The following is a 17,186-nucleotide window of genomic DNA, read 5'->3' as shown; positions in this document are numbered from 1 at the left end:
TGCCTTTTAGCCCATCATTTTTTCGATTGGCATTACAAGAATAGAACTACAACCAAGGGCTTTTAGCTTTTCCATGGTTTCCCAGAATAAGGTTTCTGTAGAAACAACGTGAATAGCAACTTGCTCTTCATTTCCAGCTAATGGAAGTACCGTTGGATTTTCAGCACCTGGAAGTAGGCTCTTAACCTGTTCTAGATACGCTTTAGGCGCGTGTAGCATGATGTATTTGCTTTCCTTTGCCAGTAATACACCATCGACACGAGGCATGAGACGGTTAACCAGTGTTACTTTTTCGTCACTAAGTTCGCTGTCAGTACGCTTTATAAGTACTGCTTTACTGCGGAAGATGACATCTTTTTCTACAAGGCCATTTGCTTCAAGGGTTGCGCCTGTAGATACCAGGTCACAAATTGCGTCAGCGACACCAGCACGCGGCGCAACTTCTACTGAGCCCTGTAGCATTACGGCTTTCGCGTTAATACCCTGGTCTTTGAAGTAGCGCTCAAGAAGGTAAGGGTAAGTGGTTGCTACTTTTTTGCCTTCTAAAGACTTAATACCGTCGTAATCCATCTCATTAGGTACGGCAATTGATAAGCGACAGCCGCCGTAGTCTAGACGACGCAATACTTCATACTCAAACGGCTTGCCTGCCGCTTTGCGTTCAAGCATTTTTTCTTCAAGCTCATTTTCGCCAATGAAACCAAGGTCGCAAACGCCGTCCATAACAAGACCTGGAATATCGTCGTCACGTACGCGAAGTAAATCAATTGGCTCGTTTGTTGAGTGCGCAATCAGCAGGCGATCACGAATGTTCAATTTAATGCCGATAGCTTTAAGAAGTGAGATGCTGTCATCACTTAAGCGACCTGATTTTTGTACGGCAATTCGAAGTCTGTTGCTGTTACTCATTGAAACGTTCCTTACACGTTGTGTTTTAACTTTTGATTGCGCCTAAAACGAAAAACCCCCGGAAGTTTCCTTCCGAGGGTCGAGAATTTTTCTATCTGCGCCGTTGGAAGGAAATATAGACCTTCCAGCACGAACCTGAAAGGTTATGCTTTGTGGTGATGGTGATGTTTCGCCGCGCAGTTAATCATTTTGGTGAATCTAATTCCTAATTTCGAACGGCTGAAACATTAGCGGTTTGAGCTTCGATTTGCAAGGCAAAAGTGAACTCTTTTATTACATTAACTCTAAATTAATATACATATAATAAAACTATTTGTTATGAATTAGTTGTGAACCGTAATTTTGAGCGCTTTTCTGCCGATAAATTATAAAACAGATACACATTTTAGGAGGGCGTATGAGCAACGATTTACTGTTTCCCATTTTGCCTCGTAACACCAAAGTGCCGATTGAACCTGATGAGCGGGTGAAAAAAGTGCAGAAGACAAAGAAGTCTGAGCATCTTAGTGAAGACGATCGCGACAACTATCAAGACATAAAACGCACCGAAGTGGTTGATGCGTCAGTAGAGAACACGAAAGACAAAGAGCGAAGCAATAGCGGCGGTGGGCTTAAGCACATTGATATTGATGTTTAAGATGTCTTTTTAGCACTAGGTTTTATTTGCAAAAAGCTCTTCAAATAACCCTTCGATTTGCTTTGTGACTTTGTGCTTTGGCAAATAGAACGGCAGTGGCTTCCGTTTAGAATGAGACTCTTTCACCTTCACCGTAGCACCTATGTAGCTTTCTAGCACGGGTAAACCTTTTTGCTTGAGCGATTGTACCAGTTCTGAAGGCAGTTTAGCCTGACTATTATATTGATTGACTACAATACCCAATAGCTTAAGTTTTGGGTTATGGTCCTCTTTGAGCTCTTCTGCATTGTAGAGCAAGTGCTCTATAGCTTGTGCTGAGAAATCATCGCAATCAAAGGGAACACAAAAGCCATCTGCTGCAATAAGAGCCGCTTTTGAATAGAAATTAAAATTTGGTGGCGTATCAATAAAAATATGGTCGAATTCGCCTTTCAACTCCTTTAGTGCATCTTTAAGCTTAAAAATCTTGTACCGAGATTCGAGTTCTCGCTCTACATCAGCTAAGGCTGGTGAAGACGGCATGACGTAAAGGTTTTCAAAAGGGGTTGAATGAACAAACTCAGCAGGTTTTTTAGCCGTTCTGAATATTCCCACCACTTGTTTGAACATATCAGCAACAGAAAGGCTTTTCTCGTTGGGGTTATACCCCGCGTAGTAAGTACTGTTACCTTGAGCATCCAGATCCACTAATAACGTTTTGTGACCCAATTTCGCGCTTTGGGCGGCTAAATTGGTACTAATCGTTGATTTACCCACCCCACCTTTTTGATTAAATACCACGACAATCATACGCAATCCCTATGTTGAAACGGTTATTGAACACATCAATTGACTAAAATATGCCCAAACACGATTGTGGATGCAAAGTATTGTTTTTATTTTGATCGTTTGCTCTTTGTAAAAATACCTAAGCGTGACGATAAAAATGAAATTCAACTTTACATATTAATGATAATGATTATCATTGGAGTATTATTTTATATTAATCGATTAAGTATGCGTTTTACTCCCACTTTACTGGCAATTTCACTGTATTCACTGTTCACTCAGAATGTTCTTGCTCAATCTAACGAGCAAGATGATATGGAGAGCATTACTGTTACAGCCTCTGGCTTTGAACAGCTTTTGTCTCAAGCACCCGCGTCAGTGAGCATCATCGATAGAAAACAATTGGCGCAGCGAGCGTACAAAGACATCACAGACGCACTTCGAGACGTGCCGGGGGTTACTGTAACGGGGGGCGGGTACCGCCAAGATATCAGCGTTCGAGGCCTACCTGCACAATATACATCTATACTTGTTGATGGTAAAAAACAAACAGGTAGAGAGTCCCAGCCAAATGGCAGCGGCGGGTATGAACAAGATTGGTTGCCGCCTTTGGACAGCATAGAACGTATTGAAATTGTGCGCGGGCCTATGTCTACCTTATATGGTTCTGACGCAATGGGTGGGGTGATCAATATCATTACGCGAAAAAACTTCAGAAAATGGAGTGGTAACCTTCGCGCAGAAACAAAAATTCAAGAAAATTCAGACAGTGGCTCAGATAGTCAAGTTCAGCTGGCGTTTTCTGGGCCGTTAATCGAGAATTTGTTGAGCATTACAGCCAGCGGCCTTTATCAAAAGCGAGAAGAGGACGATATTGAACGTGGCTACGCAGAAAAAGATCTAAGCAACATTCGTACAGCGTTTCACTTAACACCAAATACTACAGATACACTCACGTTTGAGTACATCTTCCAAGATCAGACACGTATATCCACACCCGGCAAGTCTTTGCCAGAAAGAAATTCCTTATCAGAGACTGAAAGCGAGAGACATTCATATGCGCTGACTCACGAAGGGAAGTATGATGATGTGACTGCTCGAAGTTACATTCAGCAAGAGTCGGTTGAAAACGTAGGGCGAGATATCACTATTGATAATCTGGTCTTTAATTCTCAATGGTCTTGGGCTGCAAGCGATAGCCACATGCTTACGGTTGGCACAGAGTTTCTTGAAGAGTCACTGGATGATTTTGATACAAACGGCGGCGAGGCGACCAATATTGAAAACAGTCAATGGTCTTTATATGGCGAAGATGAATGGCGTGTTAACGATAGGTTGGCCTTCACGCTAGGTATTCGTCTTGATGACAATGAACAGTTTAGTTCCCAAGTTAGCCCTCGTGCGTATGCGGTGTACAACCTCAATGATAATTGGGTAGTGAAAGGAGGTGTCTCTACCGGCTATCGTACACCTGAGCTTCGAGAAATGGCTGATGGTTGGATTCAAGAAAGCCGAGGGGGAGATGTTTACGGTAATCCGGACTTGTCGCCCGAAACTACATTAAACAAAGAACTCGCGCTTTACTATTCCGGTGATGCCGGCTTGGAGTACAGTATTACCGTCTTCCATAATGATTTCGATGATAAAATTGCCATTGCATCATGTGAATTATCAGTCTGTTTGGATGAAACGGACCGCTACAATATCAATATCGATGAAGCTGAATCTTACGGTGCAGAATTCGCTGCAAAGTATAACGTTGGAAACTGGTCATTTAACGGTGCATACAGCTACACGCGTTCAGAACAAAAAACCGGTTCAAATGAAGGCCTACCTTTGGTTCAACAGCCTAAACATTTGTTCACGCTAAACACCACATATCGCCTATCTCAAGAAAGCGAAATCTGGTCTAGGTGGACAGTAAGAGGGGAAGAAACGGCGTTAACGTCAGTATCTTCACGTTCTATTCTGTCCCCAGGGGTTGGTTTGTTTGACATAGGTTACAACACCAAGCTTACGCGTAATGTTAAATTGCAAACGGGGCTCTACAATGCATTAGATAAAACAATGCGATACGAAGAGTTTGGGTATGTTGAAGACGGAAGAAGATTGTGGCTAGGCTTAAATTGGACGTTCTAAAAATAGCGGTTATTGCATGGGCTGTTTGTCTGTGCGCTAGCTGCACTGCTAGCTCATCGCTAACTGCTCAGGATTACGCTCGGAAGGGCCTAGAGAGCGCTGACCATTTTCCTGGTTTGGCAAACCTATGTGATATTAGTGCTCCACCTAGAAATATGTTCAAACTCGATGAAAAACGACGAGAACGACCTAAGCGTGCCGAAAATGGAAGCAAGCCCGACCGCAAAGGCAATGGGCGGCGTCAAATACCGCCCCAGCAGGTCTTTGATAACCTTTATTATGTAGGGGCAGGCAACGTTGCAAGTTGGGCAATAGATACTGGCGAAAGCATTGTTCTGGTGGATGCGTTGAATAATGACGAGCAAGCTCAACAGTACATAATTGATGGTCTTTCTGCGCTCGGGTTAGGCAACAAGCCCATATCTCACCTCATTATTTCTCATGGCCATGGCGATCACTACGGTGGGTTTGAAGTTATCAAGTCAACATATAATCCTCGCATAGTTATGAGTAATGTAGAGTGGGATTACCTCGAAAACGATAAATTCGCCAGTTATCGTTGGGGTAAAAAGCCAAGCCGAGATGTGGCGGTAGCCGATGGTGAAAAATTGAGTGTGAACGGTACTGAGTTAACGCTTTATGTTACGCCGGGCCATACGCCAGGAACGTTAACGGTCGTTTTTCCCGTAATTGACGGAAGCGAAAAACATCGGGCTGTGTTATGGGGCGGTACTGGGCTCAATTACGGACCTGATGTCTCGCGTATTCAGTCTTATACCGACTCAGCCATGACGATGAAACGATTAATAAAAGATCAAAATATTGATGTTTTTTTATCGAACCATCCTGGGCGTGCCGGAACAAGAGAAAAGCTTGAAGCCTTAAGTAACCGGGAAAGTAATGAAAAACATGCCTTTGTCCAAGGTCAAGATGTCGTTGTTGAAGCGTTTGAACTGCTTGAAAACTGCACGCGCGCGCAGTGGATGAGAATTGAGGAAAAACAACAGGAGCAACGTAAATAGCTTGGCTGAATCAAGGCAAGAAGAAGAGGGCGCTTTATGGTAACCTCATTCCTCTTGCCAGTTCGTTACCTGATGCTATTTGCAAAGAGTACGGTGTTTGTTAAACCTTCTCGCACTCAGTAAAGCCCACTGCGAGAATGCAAAGGCCTCTTGCATTCAAGAGACCTTCGGTGAGTTGGAGCGCTAATCGCTAATTTGATTAGGAATAGTTAGGGCTGAGTTAGTTTAGTTCTTTATCTACCCAAAATTTCGTGCCTTTTACAGTGGCCTGCAATGTAAGGCCGCTTTCAGTCATGGTGTAAACCGTAACATTACCAAGATAACCTTCGCCTTCTGCAGACGCGCCTTTATTGCCTGCTTTCGCTGCCACATCTGCGTTACCACCGACGGTCCAACCATTTTCAATGAAATGATTAATCGCTTTTTGAGTATGGAAGACCATAACAATGCGATAATCTTTAGCGCCTAATCCTAAACCAACACCGCCTTCAGCCATATTCATATATGTTTTTGCGCCGGTAACGTTATTGTTTACCACACCGTAGCCGGTGCCTGCGGCCACGAAAAACACGTTAATGTTGGCGTTAGTGAATACGGCATAGCCTGCTGCGTCCCTTATTTGCGAGCGCGTGTCTGGCTTCTCTGTATAAAGGCGCGTAAGCGCATTTTCTTGCATATCTAAAATCGCCTGTTGCTTTTCAGCAACAGTACCATCGCCCATAGAGGCGCAAGCTGTTAAAGCCAAAACAGCAGAAAAAAATACAGACTTAATCACTAACTTACTAATCTTCATGCAATTCTCCTTAGCATGTAGGTATTTTATTACTTGCGATAAAAGACATTTTCTAACGCGTTTAATTCAACAAAATACCGTTTTTATTTACGTTACATGAGTTGTACGCAAAAAATGTGCTAAGTGGAGCATGCATATATAAAATAGTAGGCGCCTATGGTGGATCGGTGGCTTCGTGCTATTAATTTTAGCCCAAGTTGGGTTCGCTAACAGTCAGCATTCACCATTCTATTTCAAGCTCTAGCGCACCGGGATGATCAGTTTGACCTACCATCTCCTCATAGGGGGTGCTTTGGCGAAGCCATACGTGTTCAAATGCTTGCGAATCGAAATGTTCTCTAATTTCATTCAGGCAGTGAAATGTTTTAGGTTGCGACTTTTTGTCTCTAACTAAATTGCGTGATGCACCCATTCCCGTAGCAGCAAGGTAGTTACCACCTTCTAATGATTCAATATATAAATTCATAAAATAGCCCTCGTTAGGTCGCAGCTAACTTTGGCTGCGTCTTATATCTAATTAGTCGAAAACGGCCACAATGATCATTAATTTTGTGTCATAAAGGTTCTCACCATCAATCATCAGTACCTAGAAAAAGGGAACAGAAGAGAGTTTGTCAGAAGCAAAATAAGACAACGAGCTTTACCACCATTTATTAGTGCATACCATGATCCCGGCCTTGTGCAAATTATCGTGTACTAGCTTTTTATCTTCCGAGTTTAAAAAAGCGCCTAACTCAAACTGCTGCAATGAGGATTGTAGAATTAGTCGTGACATCCGCTTTAGGCTTGTGTCTTTATGATAGAGCAAGGACGTGTCTGGACGAGGAAAGCATAAGCTAGTGCCGTTCGAGCAGGATATAAGGATGCGGTCAGCCGAAATTAAAATGGTTTCCCATCGATAGGTGGCTTTAGACACCAAGTACATAACTAGCGCGAGCAACCCCACTTCTAATCCCGCAAAAGGGAGAATGACCCAGGCCCCCGCTATTGACCACGCGATAGCGATCAGACCAATAAACAAAGCAAACGCCATGATTAAGTATTTAGTCTGGCGCCATGTTGCTGAGCGGTTTGGCGAAAGATGCAGTTGCACCTGTCGCTCAAATGTAGATACTTCAACCATATTTTACAAAGTGCTGTATATGATAATTGTGTAAGTAAAACCTTATACGTTTTGAGCTAACAATAGTTTGAAAAATGTACTAATGCTAATGATTAACGTATCAAGCGAATTTATTTTCTAACAATTATCATTGTTTTGTCGTAAGGACGTATGTGATCTCTTATTTAAAGCGCCAAACTGGCAAATCAATTATTGTTTTATTTCCCCTTATCTGGTGCAGTCTTTTGTTAGCGCAGCCCGCACCTATTGATCTTGTTAAGGAATTTGGACTTTTCACCGGATTAGGTGTGATAGGCGCTATATTTGCAAACGCTACAGGCGCCGGTGGTGGCGTGGTATTTGTCCCATTTTTTAACTATCTATCGTTTTCTCCTCAAAGCGTAGTGGCAACCAGCTTTGCTATTCAATGCTGCGGCATGACTGCGGGGGCATTGACTTGGGCAGCGTATTATAAAAAACAGCACAAACATGATGACTACTGGAATGCATTGCCGAGCGCTCTCATGCTAACCGTTCCTTCATCTATTTGTGGCATAGGGTTCGCGCAATATTCGTCGCAAAGCCAATTGTTGTTAGCGCAATTATGGGGTGGTGCCAATAACCTTCACATTGCCTTCGGCGGGTTTTCTATTTTATTAGCCATTGCCATTTTTGCGTCTGTTCCATTAATGAAACGCACTCATTTTGATAAGGATTTACAAACAAAGGATTTAGTGTTTTTACCTTTCATTGGTTTTGTCGGGGGCGTTATTACAGCTTGGCTTTCGGTGGGAGTGGGTGAGTTAGTGGCGGTTTACCTCATTATTCGTGGGTTTAATGTCACCATGTCTATCGCGGTAGCGGTTATTTTATCTGCGTTTACCGTGTGGTCTGCGTTGCCATACCATGCTTTTATTGGCGAATCAGTGGTGTGGCAGGTCGTTTTGTTTGCTGGCGCGGGCGCTATAATAGGTGGAGTGATTGCCAAATATGTAGTTTTGGCATTTTCTGTTCAGCGTCTAAAACTTTTTTTCGGTATCTGGGTACTAATTTTAGGAGTTACAAGTTTACCTATTTAAGTCATGAACTTGCCATAGTTAGCAGTCCAGCTTGCTGCAATTTAAAGCCTAAAAGTAACATAGTGCATGGTAACGCTCACTATTAAGGTCCTTCTTCTAAACGCTTATCTCGATAAGGAAAGATAATATGGATATCAATCCTGTTCCCCAGAAACGCTATAACGTGCTTCAGCCTAAATGGTCATCTCATGCGGTTATTTATCAGGTCAACACCCGACAATTTTCAGAAGAAGGAACTTTTGAAGGAGTAAGGAAGGGTCTTGCGCATATTAAATCCCTAGGCGCGGATATTGTTTGGCTTATGCCGGTACATCCTATTGGTGAAAAAAACAGAAAAGGCGAGCTTGGCAGCCCCTATGCCATTAAAGACTATTTGGCCATTAATCCAGAATTTGGTAGCGAAGAAGACTTTAAGGCGCTGGTGGAAGAAGCCCACCGACTTTCGCTGAAAGTCATTATAGACTGGGTGCCAAATCACAGCGCATGGGATAATCCACTGGTTGAACAACATCCCGAATGGTACGCCAAAGATTACAAGGGCGATTTTCGTCCCTCGCCGTGGTGGGATTGGAGCGATATTATTGAATTCGATTATGAGCAAATTGGTCTACGCAAATACATGATTAACGCATTGTGTTACTGGGTGGAAAAGTTTGATATCGATGGCTTTCGCTGTGACGTAGCTGGGTATGTCCCCAACGATTTTTGGCAGCAAGCAGTGCAAACGCTAAGCGCAATCAGGCCTGTCTTCATGTTGGCTGAGTGGGAGAATCGCGACCTTCACGAAAATGCGTTCAATATGACTTACGCATGGAGCTGGAATGAAACACTTCATGAGCTCGCTCACGGAAAGTGTTCACTAGATAGGTTGCGTAAATATTATTCGTGGAACGAACGAAGCTGGCCTCACTGTGCTTACAGAATGACCTTCGTTAGTAATCACGACAAAAATGCCTGGGATGGCACCCAGCGCGAACAATTTGGTGATGCGCTTGAAGCCTGCATTGCTTTATCGGTAATAGGTGAAGGCATGCCCCTAATTCACAACGGGCAAGAAGCTGGGGAAACCAAGCGTTTAGCGTTTTTTGAGCGCGACCCTATACACTGGCAAGAACATGAAATAGGCAACTTGTATCGCAAGCTAATTGCTCTTAAAAAATCCAAAGCCGTGCTAGGAAATGGAGAAGACGGGTCAAGAATGATTCAGGTCCCGAACTCGAAAATGGACAAGGTTTTTAGCTTTGTACGTCATAACGAGCGGGAAAAAGTGTTTGTTTTTATTAACTTTTCAAATGAGCAGCTTGATGTAACGTTTGAAGAACCATTGTTTGAAGGTGAGTATACGCACTGGAAGCGTGACGAAAATAAAACTTTTGGCGCTGATTCCATGTGTAAACTCGCACCTTGGCAGTTCGAGATATGGGTGGCATAACGCTGTGATCGTTTAGTGTCATTTTTAACTACAAAAGGTAAAAAGCACTAATGTTTTTTTACTAAGTGAAAATTAAGGATGAACGATGACTGCGAATGATTCAGCTGAAAAAACAGAAGACCGCTCGTTAAATAATCATGCAGCGCTTAAAACTTCTATTGCCAATGGTGATGTTGAAGAGGTAAAAGCGCGTCTTAAAGGCCACGCATTAGATAAGCTAGAAAAAGGTTATCTTATCGATCTCGCCCGCTTGAGTGGTAACAGTGAAATAGCGCAAGTGATTAATTCTACACCGGAAATTTGAATCTATGCCTCATAGACCTAATGTGTAACACATTAGGTCTATTGGTGTGATTACTAAGAGATACTGACGTGTACTAGGCTATTCTGACATAATCTGCCAGTCAGCTATAGACAAGGAGCGGACCTTCAACGTCCCAACAATCGGCGTGTAGTTTTTCTCGCTCACGGCGTCATGGGCGCGTAAATTAATAAGCTTGTTATACACTCAGGCCCGGTTCCACTCAGGCTGGTACAGCCAAATCAAGAGCCGCTCTAAATCGCTTATTCTTTTTTTATCGGCTACTTCTACCCAGCTTACTTTTATTTTTTCCCGAATGTACTTGTTACGTTCAGGTTTCTCTGGAATTTTAGCAAGAAGTGCTCTTTGCGCAGCATGTGAACTATCACCAGAAATATGTTTTCCGAAACGATCTTTTAAACCAGCTCTCCCGGCCGCTTGCCCCACGTATACAACATTATCTGTCTCGTCATACAGCATATAAACACCATGCACATTTGTCGCTGATGCTTGCCCTAGTGGGACCCGCTCTCCACCAACTATAGACCTAACCTCTGGTAGGAAGTCCTTTAGACGCTCCTTTATCAGATCATACAATTCCATGTAAATTTCCTTGTCTCCCGGTGAGCTTGCGAACGATCTAATGCATTTGTCAGCCACTTTCTAGCCCCAACATCCTTGAAATCGAGTTGCCTGATGCATCATCTATATTTTTCGCGGTAGTAACAGTTTTGTTAATACCATCTAAAAAAGGTACGTATCTTGAAAAAAATCCTTTCTTCGCAGGGTCCCTTTCAACTGCACTTTTAACCATGTCACGCTTTAAAGCAAGGGAACCGAAACTAGCCTCTAACTCTGCCTCAATTCCTTCTATGCCTCTTATTCTGTAGCCAATTATTGCTTGTCTTAGTCCTTCTAAATTCCTAATGAGCAATGCTTTTAACTTCGGCTCAAAGTCCAAACTTAATACGGACTCTGTTAATTCAGAAAGTACTTTCTGAATTCGCTGTATCTCTTCGTGATTAATAGTTGAAACGGTAACTTCTCTGCTTAACCGATCTGAACAAAACTGTAGGCCATAAATCGTTGGTTCATCCAACAGTCGTCTTCCTGTTTGCCATGGGCCTTCTAAGTTTATTTGCGAGAATAGTTTCTCAATATTTTTGAATGGTTTTAGAAATAGATCATGGTCAATATTTTCTAGGTCTTTGATTCTATCCTGTGTTTTATAAGACACTTGAATCATATCTGACAACATTCGAAGGATTGCTCCGGTATCAGACTCATCCACTTTAAAGACAGTTGACCATACTGTTCTGACCTTAGAATTTTCATTCTTTTTACGTGCTTCTTGCAGCAAATCACATAATCTGCCGGCAGGATCGGATTTTACTTCCAATGTATAAACCTCTGTTTGGTAGCTAACAGCTTATTACTTATGAACTTATAGTAACACTCATTTCCCACAAAAAAACCACGACCCGTGTTTTCAGAGGAAAGACAATTGGAAGTCCGCTATACGTACTTGGCCGACCTACAAGCTTTGTCGACAGGCATCAAGAGACAAACACTGGACATACTCGCACAAGCGATAGCTAAAGACCGATTGCGTTTGTCACGGTGCAAAACTACTAATCAATGCAGCCCAATCGTTTTCAAGCTCACTAAAAGACTTACCAGTAACTGCTTGGATATTCTCTCCAGCATAAATTTTCAAATATTGGTCTAAACCATAATTTTCGATCAGGAACTGCGTAAAGGCACCTTCTTGTAAATACGCCAAACGCCTACCTGTTCCCGTTTTTGCTGAGTGTCTTACATTTTCTGTTTCAGTCAAAGGTATTAATCCGCCGTAGCTAACCGACGTTTCTGCTACTGCTCTATACAAATCTTGACTAAAATCAGGGTATTCAGGAGATTCACCAAATCTGTGTTGTAAGAACACGGCAAGACCATCATCAAAGAAACGATCTTCATAGCCGTTTTTCTTCTTTTTACGAAAGTCACTGACAGCATACACGTGCGTTAATTCGTGGATGACAGCCATACCGCTGTTTTCTGACTCTGCTGACGAGAAGGCCGAAAGAACTCTTTTCTCTGGAATGTGAATCGTGTTCCAATCTTGGTAAGGAGTACGACGCTTTTTGGAAATAAATACTACCAAGTCTTCTTGAATTGGAGTTCCATTATATTCTTCAGATTGGCTTAAATAAGCTTTTACAACTTTTTTGTTTTCGCTGACTCTTGATGCGAGTTGCTCAACTACTGTAATAGGGACGTCGGCATCATATTCGATGATAAAGTCATCAGCTTTGAAAGTGTTTGCAAACGTTGATGTAGAAAGCAGCAGGCTGATTAATAAATACTTATTGTTCATATCACTTCCTTGTGGGTGCACATAAATTTATGTTTAACGTAACACTCATTTTAATCACAAATCTATGTTTTTTGAGTTTCTGGAAAAACTATGTGTCCGCTTTACGTACACTGGACACTATCAGAACTCATTCAGCTCTGTAGTTGCTCGTTTCAGATAAAATGATGAACAATAAACTTATGCAAGTGTGTTCCCTCACTAAAAAAGTGAGGAAGCATGCCTTAACTCGTATTTCCGTGATTAGTATTATTTAAAACGATTCTGCAGGTGAGAGCTTTGCTTCAGGTTTTCAACTTCATTTTCAACGGGCTTTTCAATTTTAGACACTGCGTAGGCAACGCCAAAGCCTAAACAGCTTCCCACCAAAACATCTGATAAATGATGTGCATCGCGCTTAGTCCTCGACTTTCCAATAACTGCTGTAGCAGCTAAGCCTGCCGCTGATGCTAATAGTAAAGGTCCGGAAGTGCGAGGTATTGAGCCTGCCACTGCCGCTACTGCTGCCGCATGTCCTGATGGCATAGAATTAAATTTATCTTTTAATGCTGGGCCTTTTATTTCAGGGCCAACCTCAGCTCTAGGACGCTTTCGTCCAATCAATCTCTTAAGGCCCGCATTAAGTAGACCAGCCACTGAGGCTGATAACGTCGATTTTAGAAGGAAGCGTTGTATGTTCGGAGCGTCGGTCATCTTTGATACGGCATAGGCTGAACCTGTTATTGCGACGACTGATGGTGGCGTCGTTGCATTACTTAACTTGCTAGAAGTAATAAGGCTATCCTTACTGTGCGCTCCATCTGCACCGGGCTCATTCATTTTTCGCAGTGCTCGGTACGCGAGTAAACTTTTAATTCCTGTGGAAGCTAACATAAAAAATCCTTTATTCGATGAAGTGGTGTGGAAGGAGATCGATACGTGCAGGCTCGATAGCACGTCTACTAAAAAGTATCTGAGCAATAAAAAGAGCCGCACGAGCGGCCCTTGTCTTGCTAAGGCATTACTCTTCCGTATTACGGTCTAAATTTCCTTCAGATGAGCGCTGATAACGCTTAAATTCGGTGCGTGTAATCAATTCATCATCATTTAAATCGATTTTGTCGAAATTGCGTGTTACGCCACTTCGCGAGGCTTCAGCTTTAGTAAGCTTACCGTCGCTGTTAGCGTCCATCATCTCAAATTTACTGCGCGCAATGACCGCTTCATCTGCGATAACCGTATTATCGTGAACAACAGTATCTTTGGCTACTTTATCGACTTTTGTCTTTTCTAGGTTTCCATTAGCTTTAAGCTCAGTTTCAGCTCTTAACTCGTGAGTGAGCCTTTTATCTTTTGTCGCGGCAACCACTTCATCTACATCGGTATCAACGTTAACCTTCGTTTCCATTGTACCTTTTGCCCCCATGCTTTCTTTCATCGATTGTACCGTTGCAAGCACGTCGTCATCGAAATGTTGAGGGTGCTTCGTTACATGAGCATTGAACTCTTTAATTGAAAGCTGCATGTCTGAATTGGTATCAATTTTGGAAAAGTGCGCATAAATCTCATCGTCGTCAGCTTCTTCTCGTGAAATATAGCCGTTGTCATCGTTATCCAAATCGGCAAATGTGGTGTCTATTTTTTCGATACCATTGCCAGCAAACGTGGCAGTAGAAAGTGCGGCGCTGATTAGTGTAGCAATTGTTAATTTTTTCATATCTAACTCCTTGGTTTTTCGGCCTCCATACTGCTTAAAAACGGAGGAGAGTATTCACATGGAGTTATTCACAGCATATGCCATTTCAATAAAAGGTTTTTAGATCATTGGTTTATGCTTTTTGAAAGGTTGGGAGACAACAGGCGGAATTGTGAGAACTATAGAATTTTCTGAAAAAGTTACTCGCTATTTTTGACAAAAACGGAACACGTTAAGCGGAGAATGTTGTGAATGCGAGCAACAATCGACCTGCCGTTATTCAAGCAGCGAATTTTGTTTAGTATAATGCCATTAGGTTTCTAATGAGTATTCAATGTTTGTTACGGTAAACGTTCAAATTTTGTAATGGCTTCTAAGTTTTCTTCCCACGCAGCTTTGCTTACGCCGAAGATATGTGCAGTAGGTTTAATCAGTAGTTTTGTATCCAGACACCCAGCGGGTACCGCTAGAATGTCACCGAGTTGAGTACACGGAAGGGCTGAACCACAGATTTTACAGAAACTTTTGCTATGACGCGTGTTCTCGAGCGTGAAGTTGACTATAGCGTCAACACCCGATGCCCAAGTTAATATAGCCGAATTTGAAAACAGGTTGGCTGCGAAGGCCGAACCTGTATCCTTTTGACAGTGTTTGCAGTGGCACAGATAAAAACTGTCAAAATCACCCTCAATTTTAAAAGTTACCGACCCGCACAAACAAGACCCTTTGTAATTTTTCATCAAAACTCCTTTTTTGTGAAATAACACTATTTAAAGCACCAAGATAGCTACCGTCTAGCAAGCCAGTCGTAAAAATGCGCCACGCCCGCTTCTAAAAACGGTTCAATGGGGCCGTGTTCTTCTTCGCCTGATAAATAAAGTGCCCTTCGGCCTTTTTCTAACGATAGGCAGGCTTCTTCATCTTCTACCGCTGTTTCCATATAGGCCGCTTTTTCTGCTGCAAAGTAGTCTGGCATATCTTTATATAGCGCTTCGGGATAATAAAATTCTACGTGGTTTATACACGCGTTCGCACCCTTGGGATAAATCGTGCTTACAACGATAATGTCTGGGTACCACTCAATCATAATATTAGGGTACAAAAAGCACCATATTGCGCCAAAACGAGGAAGTGTTTGCCCAAATCGTGCCAATAATGCGTCTTGGAACTCTCTGTAACGTGGTGTTGTGCGCTTGGTAAGCTGGTCGCCTAGCCCAACTTTTTGAACTGAAAAATCATCGCCAAAGGACCACTCTAAATCATCGGGCTTAACAAACTGACGAAGCCCAGGGTGCATGGAGTACACGTGATAGTTCTCTAGATAGATCTCGATAAATGTCTTCCAGTTAAATTGATATCCCGTGGTTTCAGAACCGGCGTAAAAGTAATCGGTAAAGTCGAGATAGTCCTCAAGCCCAAGGGCAGATAAGTCCATATTAGGAGATCGCCCTCGAAATAGAAGACCGTTCCACACTGATAGCGATTCCTTTTTCAACTGACCATTAGGTACACCCTTAAAGTGGGGGGTACCTTTGAGCAGGCCTGTGTTGTCATAGCCCCAGCAGTGGAGTTTACAAACAATGCTGCGTGCTCGACCTTGCCCTTCAAGAAGTTGAGCTTGTCGATGTAAGCAAACATTGGATATAAGTTCATAATTCTCGTCCTGATTAAACAACGCATAACGGTCGTTAAAGTGAGGAAGCACTTGATAACTAAACTTCTCTGGCACCATTAGGGAATGGCCCGCATAAGCAAGCCCTCGAGAGAATGCCTGCTCGACTTCTTGCCGGCTTTCATCAGCATCAAAGTAACTTTTTATAGAAGGGTGGGTAACGGTTTTCATAGTTTAAAATGAGTGCTAAAAACGCATTGCGTTAAGTAGAAATAATATAAGCGCTATGTATCACTGAATTGATTAAAAAAATAGCAATATTTTTGTTCAAAGCACTATTTTTTTTAAAATAACGGAGTAGAATCCGCGCACCTTAATTTCGATGTGACTCTCATGGACATTGGCTTCCATCACCTTGAAGAAAAGCGTTTATTAACGCTTTCTTTTTATATTGCCGGCGCATTTGTCTTTATTGCGCTTGGTTTTGCCATTTTAACAAGTTCTGGCGCTATTTTATTTGATGCCGCTTACTCGTTAATTGCTTTTGTTATGTCAATGCTAACGTTAAAAGTGGCTAACTTGGTTCAACGTCCTGATGATGACCGGTTCCACTTTGGTTACACGGCAATTGAGCCTACGCTAAACATGTTTAAATCGCTTATTATCATTGCCACTTGTGTATATGCCGTCGCGAGCTCTGTTCAGAGTTTATTAGCAGGTGGTCACGCAGCTGAATATGGTATTGGTATGGTCTACGGTGTTGTGGCAACAGTTGGCTGTTTTAGTATCTCTCTCTACATGCGTGTAAAAGGTAAGCATTTACTGTCCGACTTAGTAAAAGTGGATTCTCACACTTGGATGATAGACGGTGTGCTAAGTGCATCCATTTTGTTCGCTTTTATTTTGGCCTACGCGCTGGAGTTGACGGAATATAGAAGGCTGTCGCCGTACGTTGACCCCGTTTTATTGATTATTCTTGGCACGGCAATGTTGCCGGTGCCTTTTAAGATTTTGCGTGAAAGTCTTAACGAGGTCATTAATAAGGCGCCTCCTGAAGCAATATCCGCAGTAATTGAAAAAAAGTTCAAAAAGACATTGGCCGACGTACCATACGAACATGTAGAAGTACGAATTAGTAAGCGGGGTAGGGATGTTTATCTTTTAGTCCACATCATTGTGGATGATGCATTCTCAATTGCTACGATCAGTGAATTAGACGAAATTCGACTGAAATGTGAAGCAGAGATGCGCGAGTGGGATCCTGCAATCATCATGGATATTTTGTTCATAAAAGATCCTGAACTAGCAGAGTAATGATAAAGGGTGGAAATGAGATTTCTCGT

The 17,186-nt window shown here is 42.5% G+C and carries 19 protein-coding genes and 1 other annotated feature; of the genes, 7 read left to right on the top strand and 12 right to left on the bottom strand.

The window, feature by feature from the left end; genetic code table 11:
• Positions 1-6: 6 nt before the first annotated feature.
• Positions 7-909, bottom strand: coding sequence for an ATP phosphoribosyltransferase (hisG, locus tag ACXAER_RS03260; RefSeq protein ID WP_334059364.1), 903 nt, complete (start codon positions 907-909; stop codon positions 7-9).
• A gap of 50 nt (positions 910-959) precedes the next feature.
• Positions 960-1,077, bottom strand: a sequence feature (His leader region).
• A 229-nt stretch (positions 1,078-1,306) separates the two neighbouring features.
• Between hisG and ACXAER_RS03255 the strand changes: the two genes are divergently transcribed.
• Positions 1,307-1,546 carry a hypothetical protein gene (locus tag ACXAER_RS03255; RefSeq protein WP_474826542.1) on the top strand — a complete coding sequence of 80 codons (240 nt, stop codon included), beginning with the start codon at positions 1,307-1,309 and terminating at the stop codon, positions 1,544-1,546.
• Positions 1,547-1,561: 15 nt separating this feature from the next.
• Here the strand turns inward: ACXAER_RS03255 and ACXAER_RS03250 are convergent, their stop codons facing one another.
• Positions 1,562-2,335, bottom strand: coding sequence for a ParA family protein (locus tag ACXAER_RS03250; protein ID WP_474826540.1), 774 nt, complete (start codon positions 2,333-2,335; stop codon positions 1,562-1,564).
• Between the two features lie 207 nt (positions 2,336-2,542).
• Between ACXAER_RS03250 and ACXAER_RS03245 the strand changes: the two genes are divergently transcribed.
• Both ACXAER_RS03245 and ACXAER_RS03240 read left to right on the top strand, forming a co-directional pair.
• Positions 2,543-4,453, top strand: coding sequence for a TonB-dependent receptor domain-containing protein (locus ACXAER_RS03245; RefSeq protein ID WP_474826538.1), 1,911 nt, complete (start codon positions 2,543-2,545; stop codon positions 4,451-4,453).
• Complete coding sequence (locus tag ACXAER_RS03240) at positions 4,426-5,475, top strand: MBL fold metallo-hydrolase (protein WP_474826536.1); 1,050 nt, start codon at positions 4,426-4,428, stop codon at positions 5,473-5,475. Before ACXAER_RS03245 ends, ACXAER_RS03240 begins: the two co-directional genes overlap by 28 nt.
• Positions 5,476-5,695: 220 nt before the next feature.
• Here the strand turns inward: ACXAER_RS03240 and ACXAER_RS03235 are convergent, their stop codons facing one another.
• The 3 genes from ACXAER_RS03235 to ACXAER_RS03225 all read right to left on the bottom strand — a co-directional run bounded on the left by ACXAER_RS03235 (position 5,696) and on the right by ACXAER_RS03225 (position 7,391).
• Positions 5,696-6,268 (bottom strand): lipid-binding SYLF domain-containing protein, encoded by a 573-nt coding sequence (locus tag ACXAER_RS03235; protein ID WP_474826534.1) that lies wholly within the window; start codon positions 6,266-6,268, stop codon positions 5,696-5,698.
• A gap of 220 nt (positions 6,269-6,488) precedes the next feature.
• Entirely contained in the window at positions 6,489-6,734 is a 246-nt protein-coding gene (locus ACXAER_RS03230) for a DUF6482 family protein (protein WP_474826532.1), read from the bottom strand.
• A gap of 174 nt (positions 6,735-6,908) precedes the next feature.
• Positions 6,909-7,391: a DUF2244 domain-containing protein gene (locus ACXAER_RS03225; protein WP_474826530.1), complete on the bottom strand. Its 483-nt coding sequence runs from the start codon at positions 7,389-7,391 to the stop codon at positions 6,909-6,911.
• 188 nt (positions 7,392-7,579) lie between these two features.
• On the opposite strand from ACXAER_RS03225, the gene ACXAER_RS03220 reads away from it, so the two are divergent.
• The 3 genes from ACXAER_RS03220 to ACXAER_RS03210 all read left to right on the top strand — a co-directional run bounded on the left by ACXAER_RS03220 (position 7,580) and on the right by ACXAER_RS03210 (position 10,185).
• Positions 7,580-8,449 carry a sulfite exporter TauE/SafE family protein gene (locus ACXAER_RS03220; RefSeq protein ID WP_474830487.1) on the top strand — a complete coding sequence of 290 codons (870 nt, stop codon included), beginning with the start codon at positions 7,580-7,582 and terminating at the stop codon, positions 8,447-8,449.
• 127 nt (positions 8,450-8,576) lie between these two features.
• The gene (locus tag ACXAER_RS03215; protein ID WP_474826528.1) at positions 8,577-9,881 is read left to right on the top strand and encodes an alpha-amylase family glycosyl hydrolase; all 1,305 of its coding nucleotides are present in this window, start codon (positions 8,577-8,579) and stop codon (positions 9,879-9,881) included.
• Between the two features lie 85 nt (positions 9,882-9,966).
• Positions 9,967-10,185, top strand: coding sequence for a hypothetical protein (locus ACXAER_RS03210; protein ID WP_474826526.1), 219 nt, complete (start codon positions 9,967-9,969; stop codon positions 10,183-10,185).
• 204 nt (positions 10,186-10,389) lie between these two features.
• On the opposite strand, the gene ACXAER_RS03205 is transcribed toward ACXAER_RS03210, so the two are convergent.
• The 7 genes from ACXAER_RS03205 to ACXAER_RS03175 form a co-directional block, all read right to left on the bottom strand.
• Positions 10,390-10,785, bottom strand: a complete 396-nt coding sequence (locus ACXAER_RS03205) for a GIY-YIG nuclease family protein (RefSeq protein WP_474826524.1) — start codon at positions 10,783-10,785, stop codon at positions 10,390-10,392.
• Between the two features lie 49 nt (positions 10,786-10,834).
• A complete protein-coding gene (locus tag ACXAER_RS03200) occupies positions 10,835-11,581 on the bottom strand; it encodes a hypothetical protein (protein ID WP_474826522.1) in 747 nt (248 codons plus the stop codon).
• Positions 11,582-11,797: 216 nt separating this feature from the next.
• Complete coding sequence (locus ACXAER_RS03195; protein WP_474826520.1) at positions 11,798-12,559, bottom strand: hypothetical protein; 762 nt, start codon at positions 12,557-12,559, stop codon at positions 11,798-11,800.
• A gap of 246 nt (positions 12,560-12,805) precedes the next feature.
• Entirely contained in the window at positions 12,806-13,429 is a 624-nt protein-coding gene (locus tag ACXAER_RS03190; protein WP_474826518.1) for a phosphatase PAP2 family protein, read from the bottom strand.
• 127 nt (positions 13,430-13,556) lie between these two features.
• Positions 13,557-14,252: an EF-hand domain-containing protein gene (locus tag ACXAER_RS03185; protein ID WP_474826516.1), complete on the bottom strand. Its 696-nt coding sequence runs from the start codon at positions 14,250-14,252 to the stop codon at positions 13,557-13,559.
• Positions 14,253-14,572: 320 nt separating this feature from the next.
• A complete protein-coding gene (locus ACXAER_RS03180; protein WP_474826514.1) occupies positions 14,573-14,971 on the bottom strand; it encodes a GFA family protein in 399 nt (132 codons plus the stop codon).
• A 47-nt stretch (positions 14,972-15,018) separates the two neighbouring features.
• Positions 15,019-16,074, bottom strand: a complete 1,056-nt coding sequence (locus ACXAER_RS03175; RefSeq protein WP_474826512.1) for an aromatic ring-hydroxylating oxygenase subunit alpha — start codon at positions 16,072-16,074, stop codon at positions 15,019-15,021.
• Positions 16,075-16,236: 162 nt separating this feature from the next.
• Between ACXAER_RS03175 and ACXAER_RS03170 the strand changes: the two genes are divergently transcribed.
• The gene (locus ACXAER_RS03170) at positions 16,237-17,157 is read left to right on the top strand and encodes a cation diffusion facilitator family transporter (protein ID WP_474826510.1); all 921 of its coding nucleotides are present in this window, start codon (positions 16,237-16,239) and stop codon (positions 17,155-17,157) included.
• Positions 17,158-17,186 lie beyond the last annotated feature (29 nt).

It is taken from the genome of Alteromonas sp. AWJ4_199, assembly GCF_056159165.1.
Note: the sequence above shows the minus strand (reverse complement) of the source record. Positions and strands in the feature narration are given on the sequence as shown.

Coding starts and splice junctions, on each gene's coding strand:
- hisG (WP_334059364.1), bottom strand. CDS start 909: ATGAGTAACAGCAACAGACTTCGAATTGCCGTACAAAAATCAGGTCGC.
- ACXAER_RS03255 (WP_474826542.1), top strand. CDS start 1,307: ATGAGCAACGATTTACTGTTTCCCATTTTGCCTCGTAACACCAAAGTG.
- ACXAER_RS03250 (WP_474826540.1), bottom strand. CDS start 2,335: ATGATTGTCGTGGTATTTAATCAAAAAGGTGGGGTGGGTAAATCAACG.
- ACXAER_RS03245 (WP_474826538.1), top strand. CDS start 2,543: ATGCGTTTTACTCCCACTTTACTGGCAATTTCACTGTATTCACTGTTC.
- ACXAER_RS03235 (WP_474826534.1), bottom strand. CDS start 6,268: ATGAAGATTAGTAAGTTAGTGATTAAGTCTGTATTTTTTTCTGCTGTT.
- ACXAER_RS03230 (WP_474826532.1), bottom strand. CDS start 6,734: ATGAATTTATATATTGAATCATTAGAAGGTGGTAACTACCTTGCTGCT.
- ACXAER_RS03225 (WP_474826530.1), bottom strand. CDS start 7,391: ATGGTTGAAGTATCTACATTTGAGCGACAGGTGCAACTGCATCTTTCG.
- ACXAER_RS03215 (WP_474826528.1), top strand. CDS start 8,577: ATGGATATCAATCCTGTTCCCCAGAAACGCTATAACGTGCTTCAGCCT.
- ACXAER_RS03210 (WP_474826526.1), top strand. CDS start 9,967: ATGACTGCGAATGATTCAGCTGAAAAAACAGAAGACCGCTCGTTAAAT.
- ACXAER_RS03205 (WP_474826524.1), bottom strand. CDS start 10,785: ATGGAATTGTATGATCTGATAAAGGAGCGTCTAAAGGACTTCCTACCA.
- ACXAER_RS03195 (WP_474826520.1), bottom strand. CDS start 12,559: ATGAACAATAAGTATTTATTAATCAGCCTGCTGCTTTCTACATCAACG.
- ACXAER_RS03190 (WP_474826518.1), bottom strand. CDS start 13,429: ATGTTAGCTTCCACAGGAATTAAAAGTTTACTCGCGTACCGAGCACTG.
- ACXAER_RS03185 (WP_474826516.1), bottom strand. CDS start 14,252: ATGAAAAAATTAACAATTGCTACACTAATCAGCGCCGCACTTTCTACT.
- ACXAER_RS03180 (WP_474826514.1), bottom strand. CDS start 14,971: ATGAAAAATTACAAAGGGTCTTGTTTGTGCGGGTCGGTAACTTTTAAA.
- ACXAER_RS03175 (WP_474826512.1), bottom strand. CDS start 16,074: ATGAAAACCGTTACCCACCCTTCTATAAAAAGTTACTTTGATGCTGAT.
- ACXAER_RS03170 (WP_474826510.1), top strand. CDS start 16,237: ATGGACATTGGCTTCCATCACCTTGAAGAAAAGCGTTTATTAACGCTT.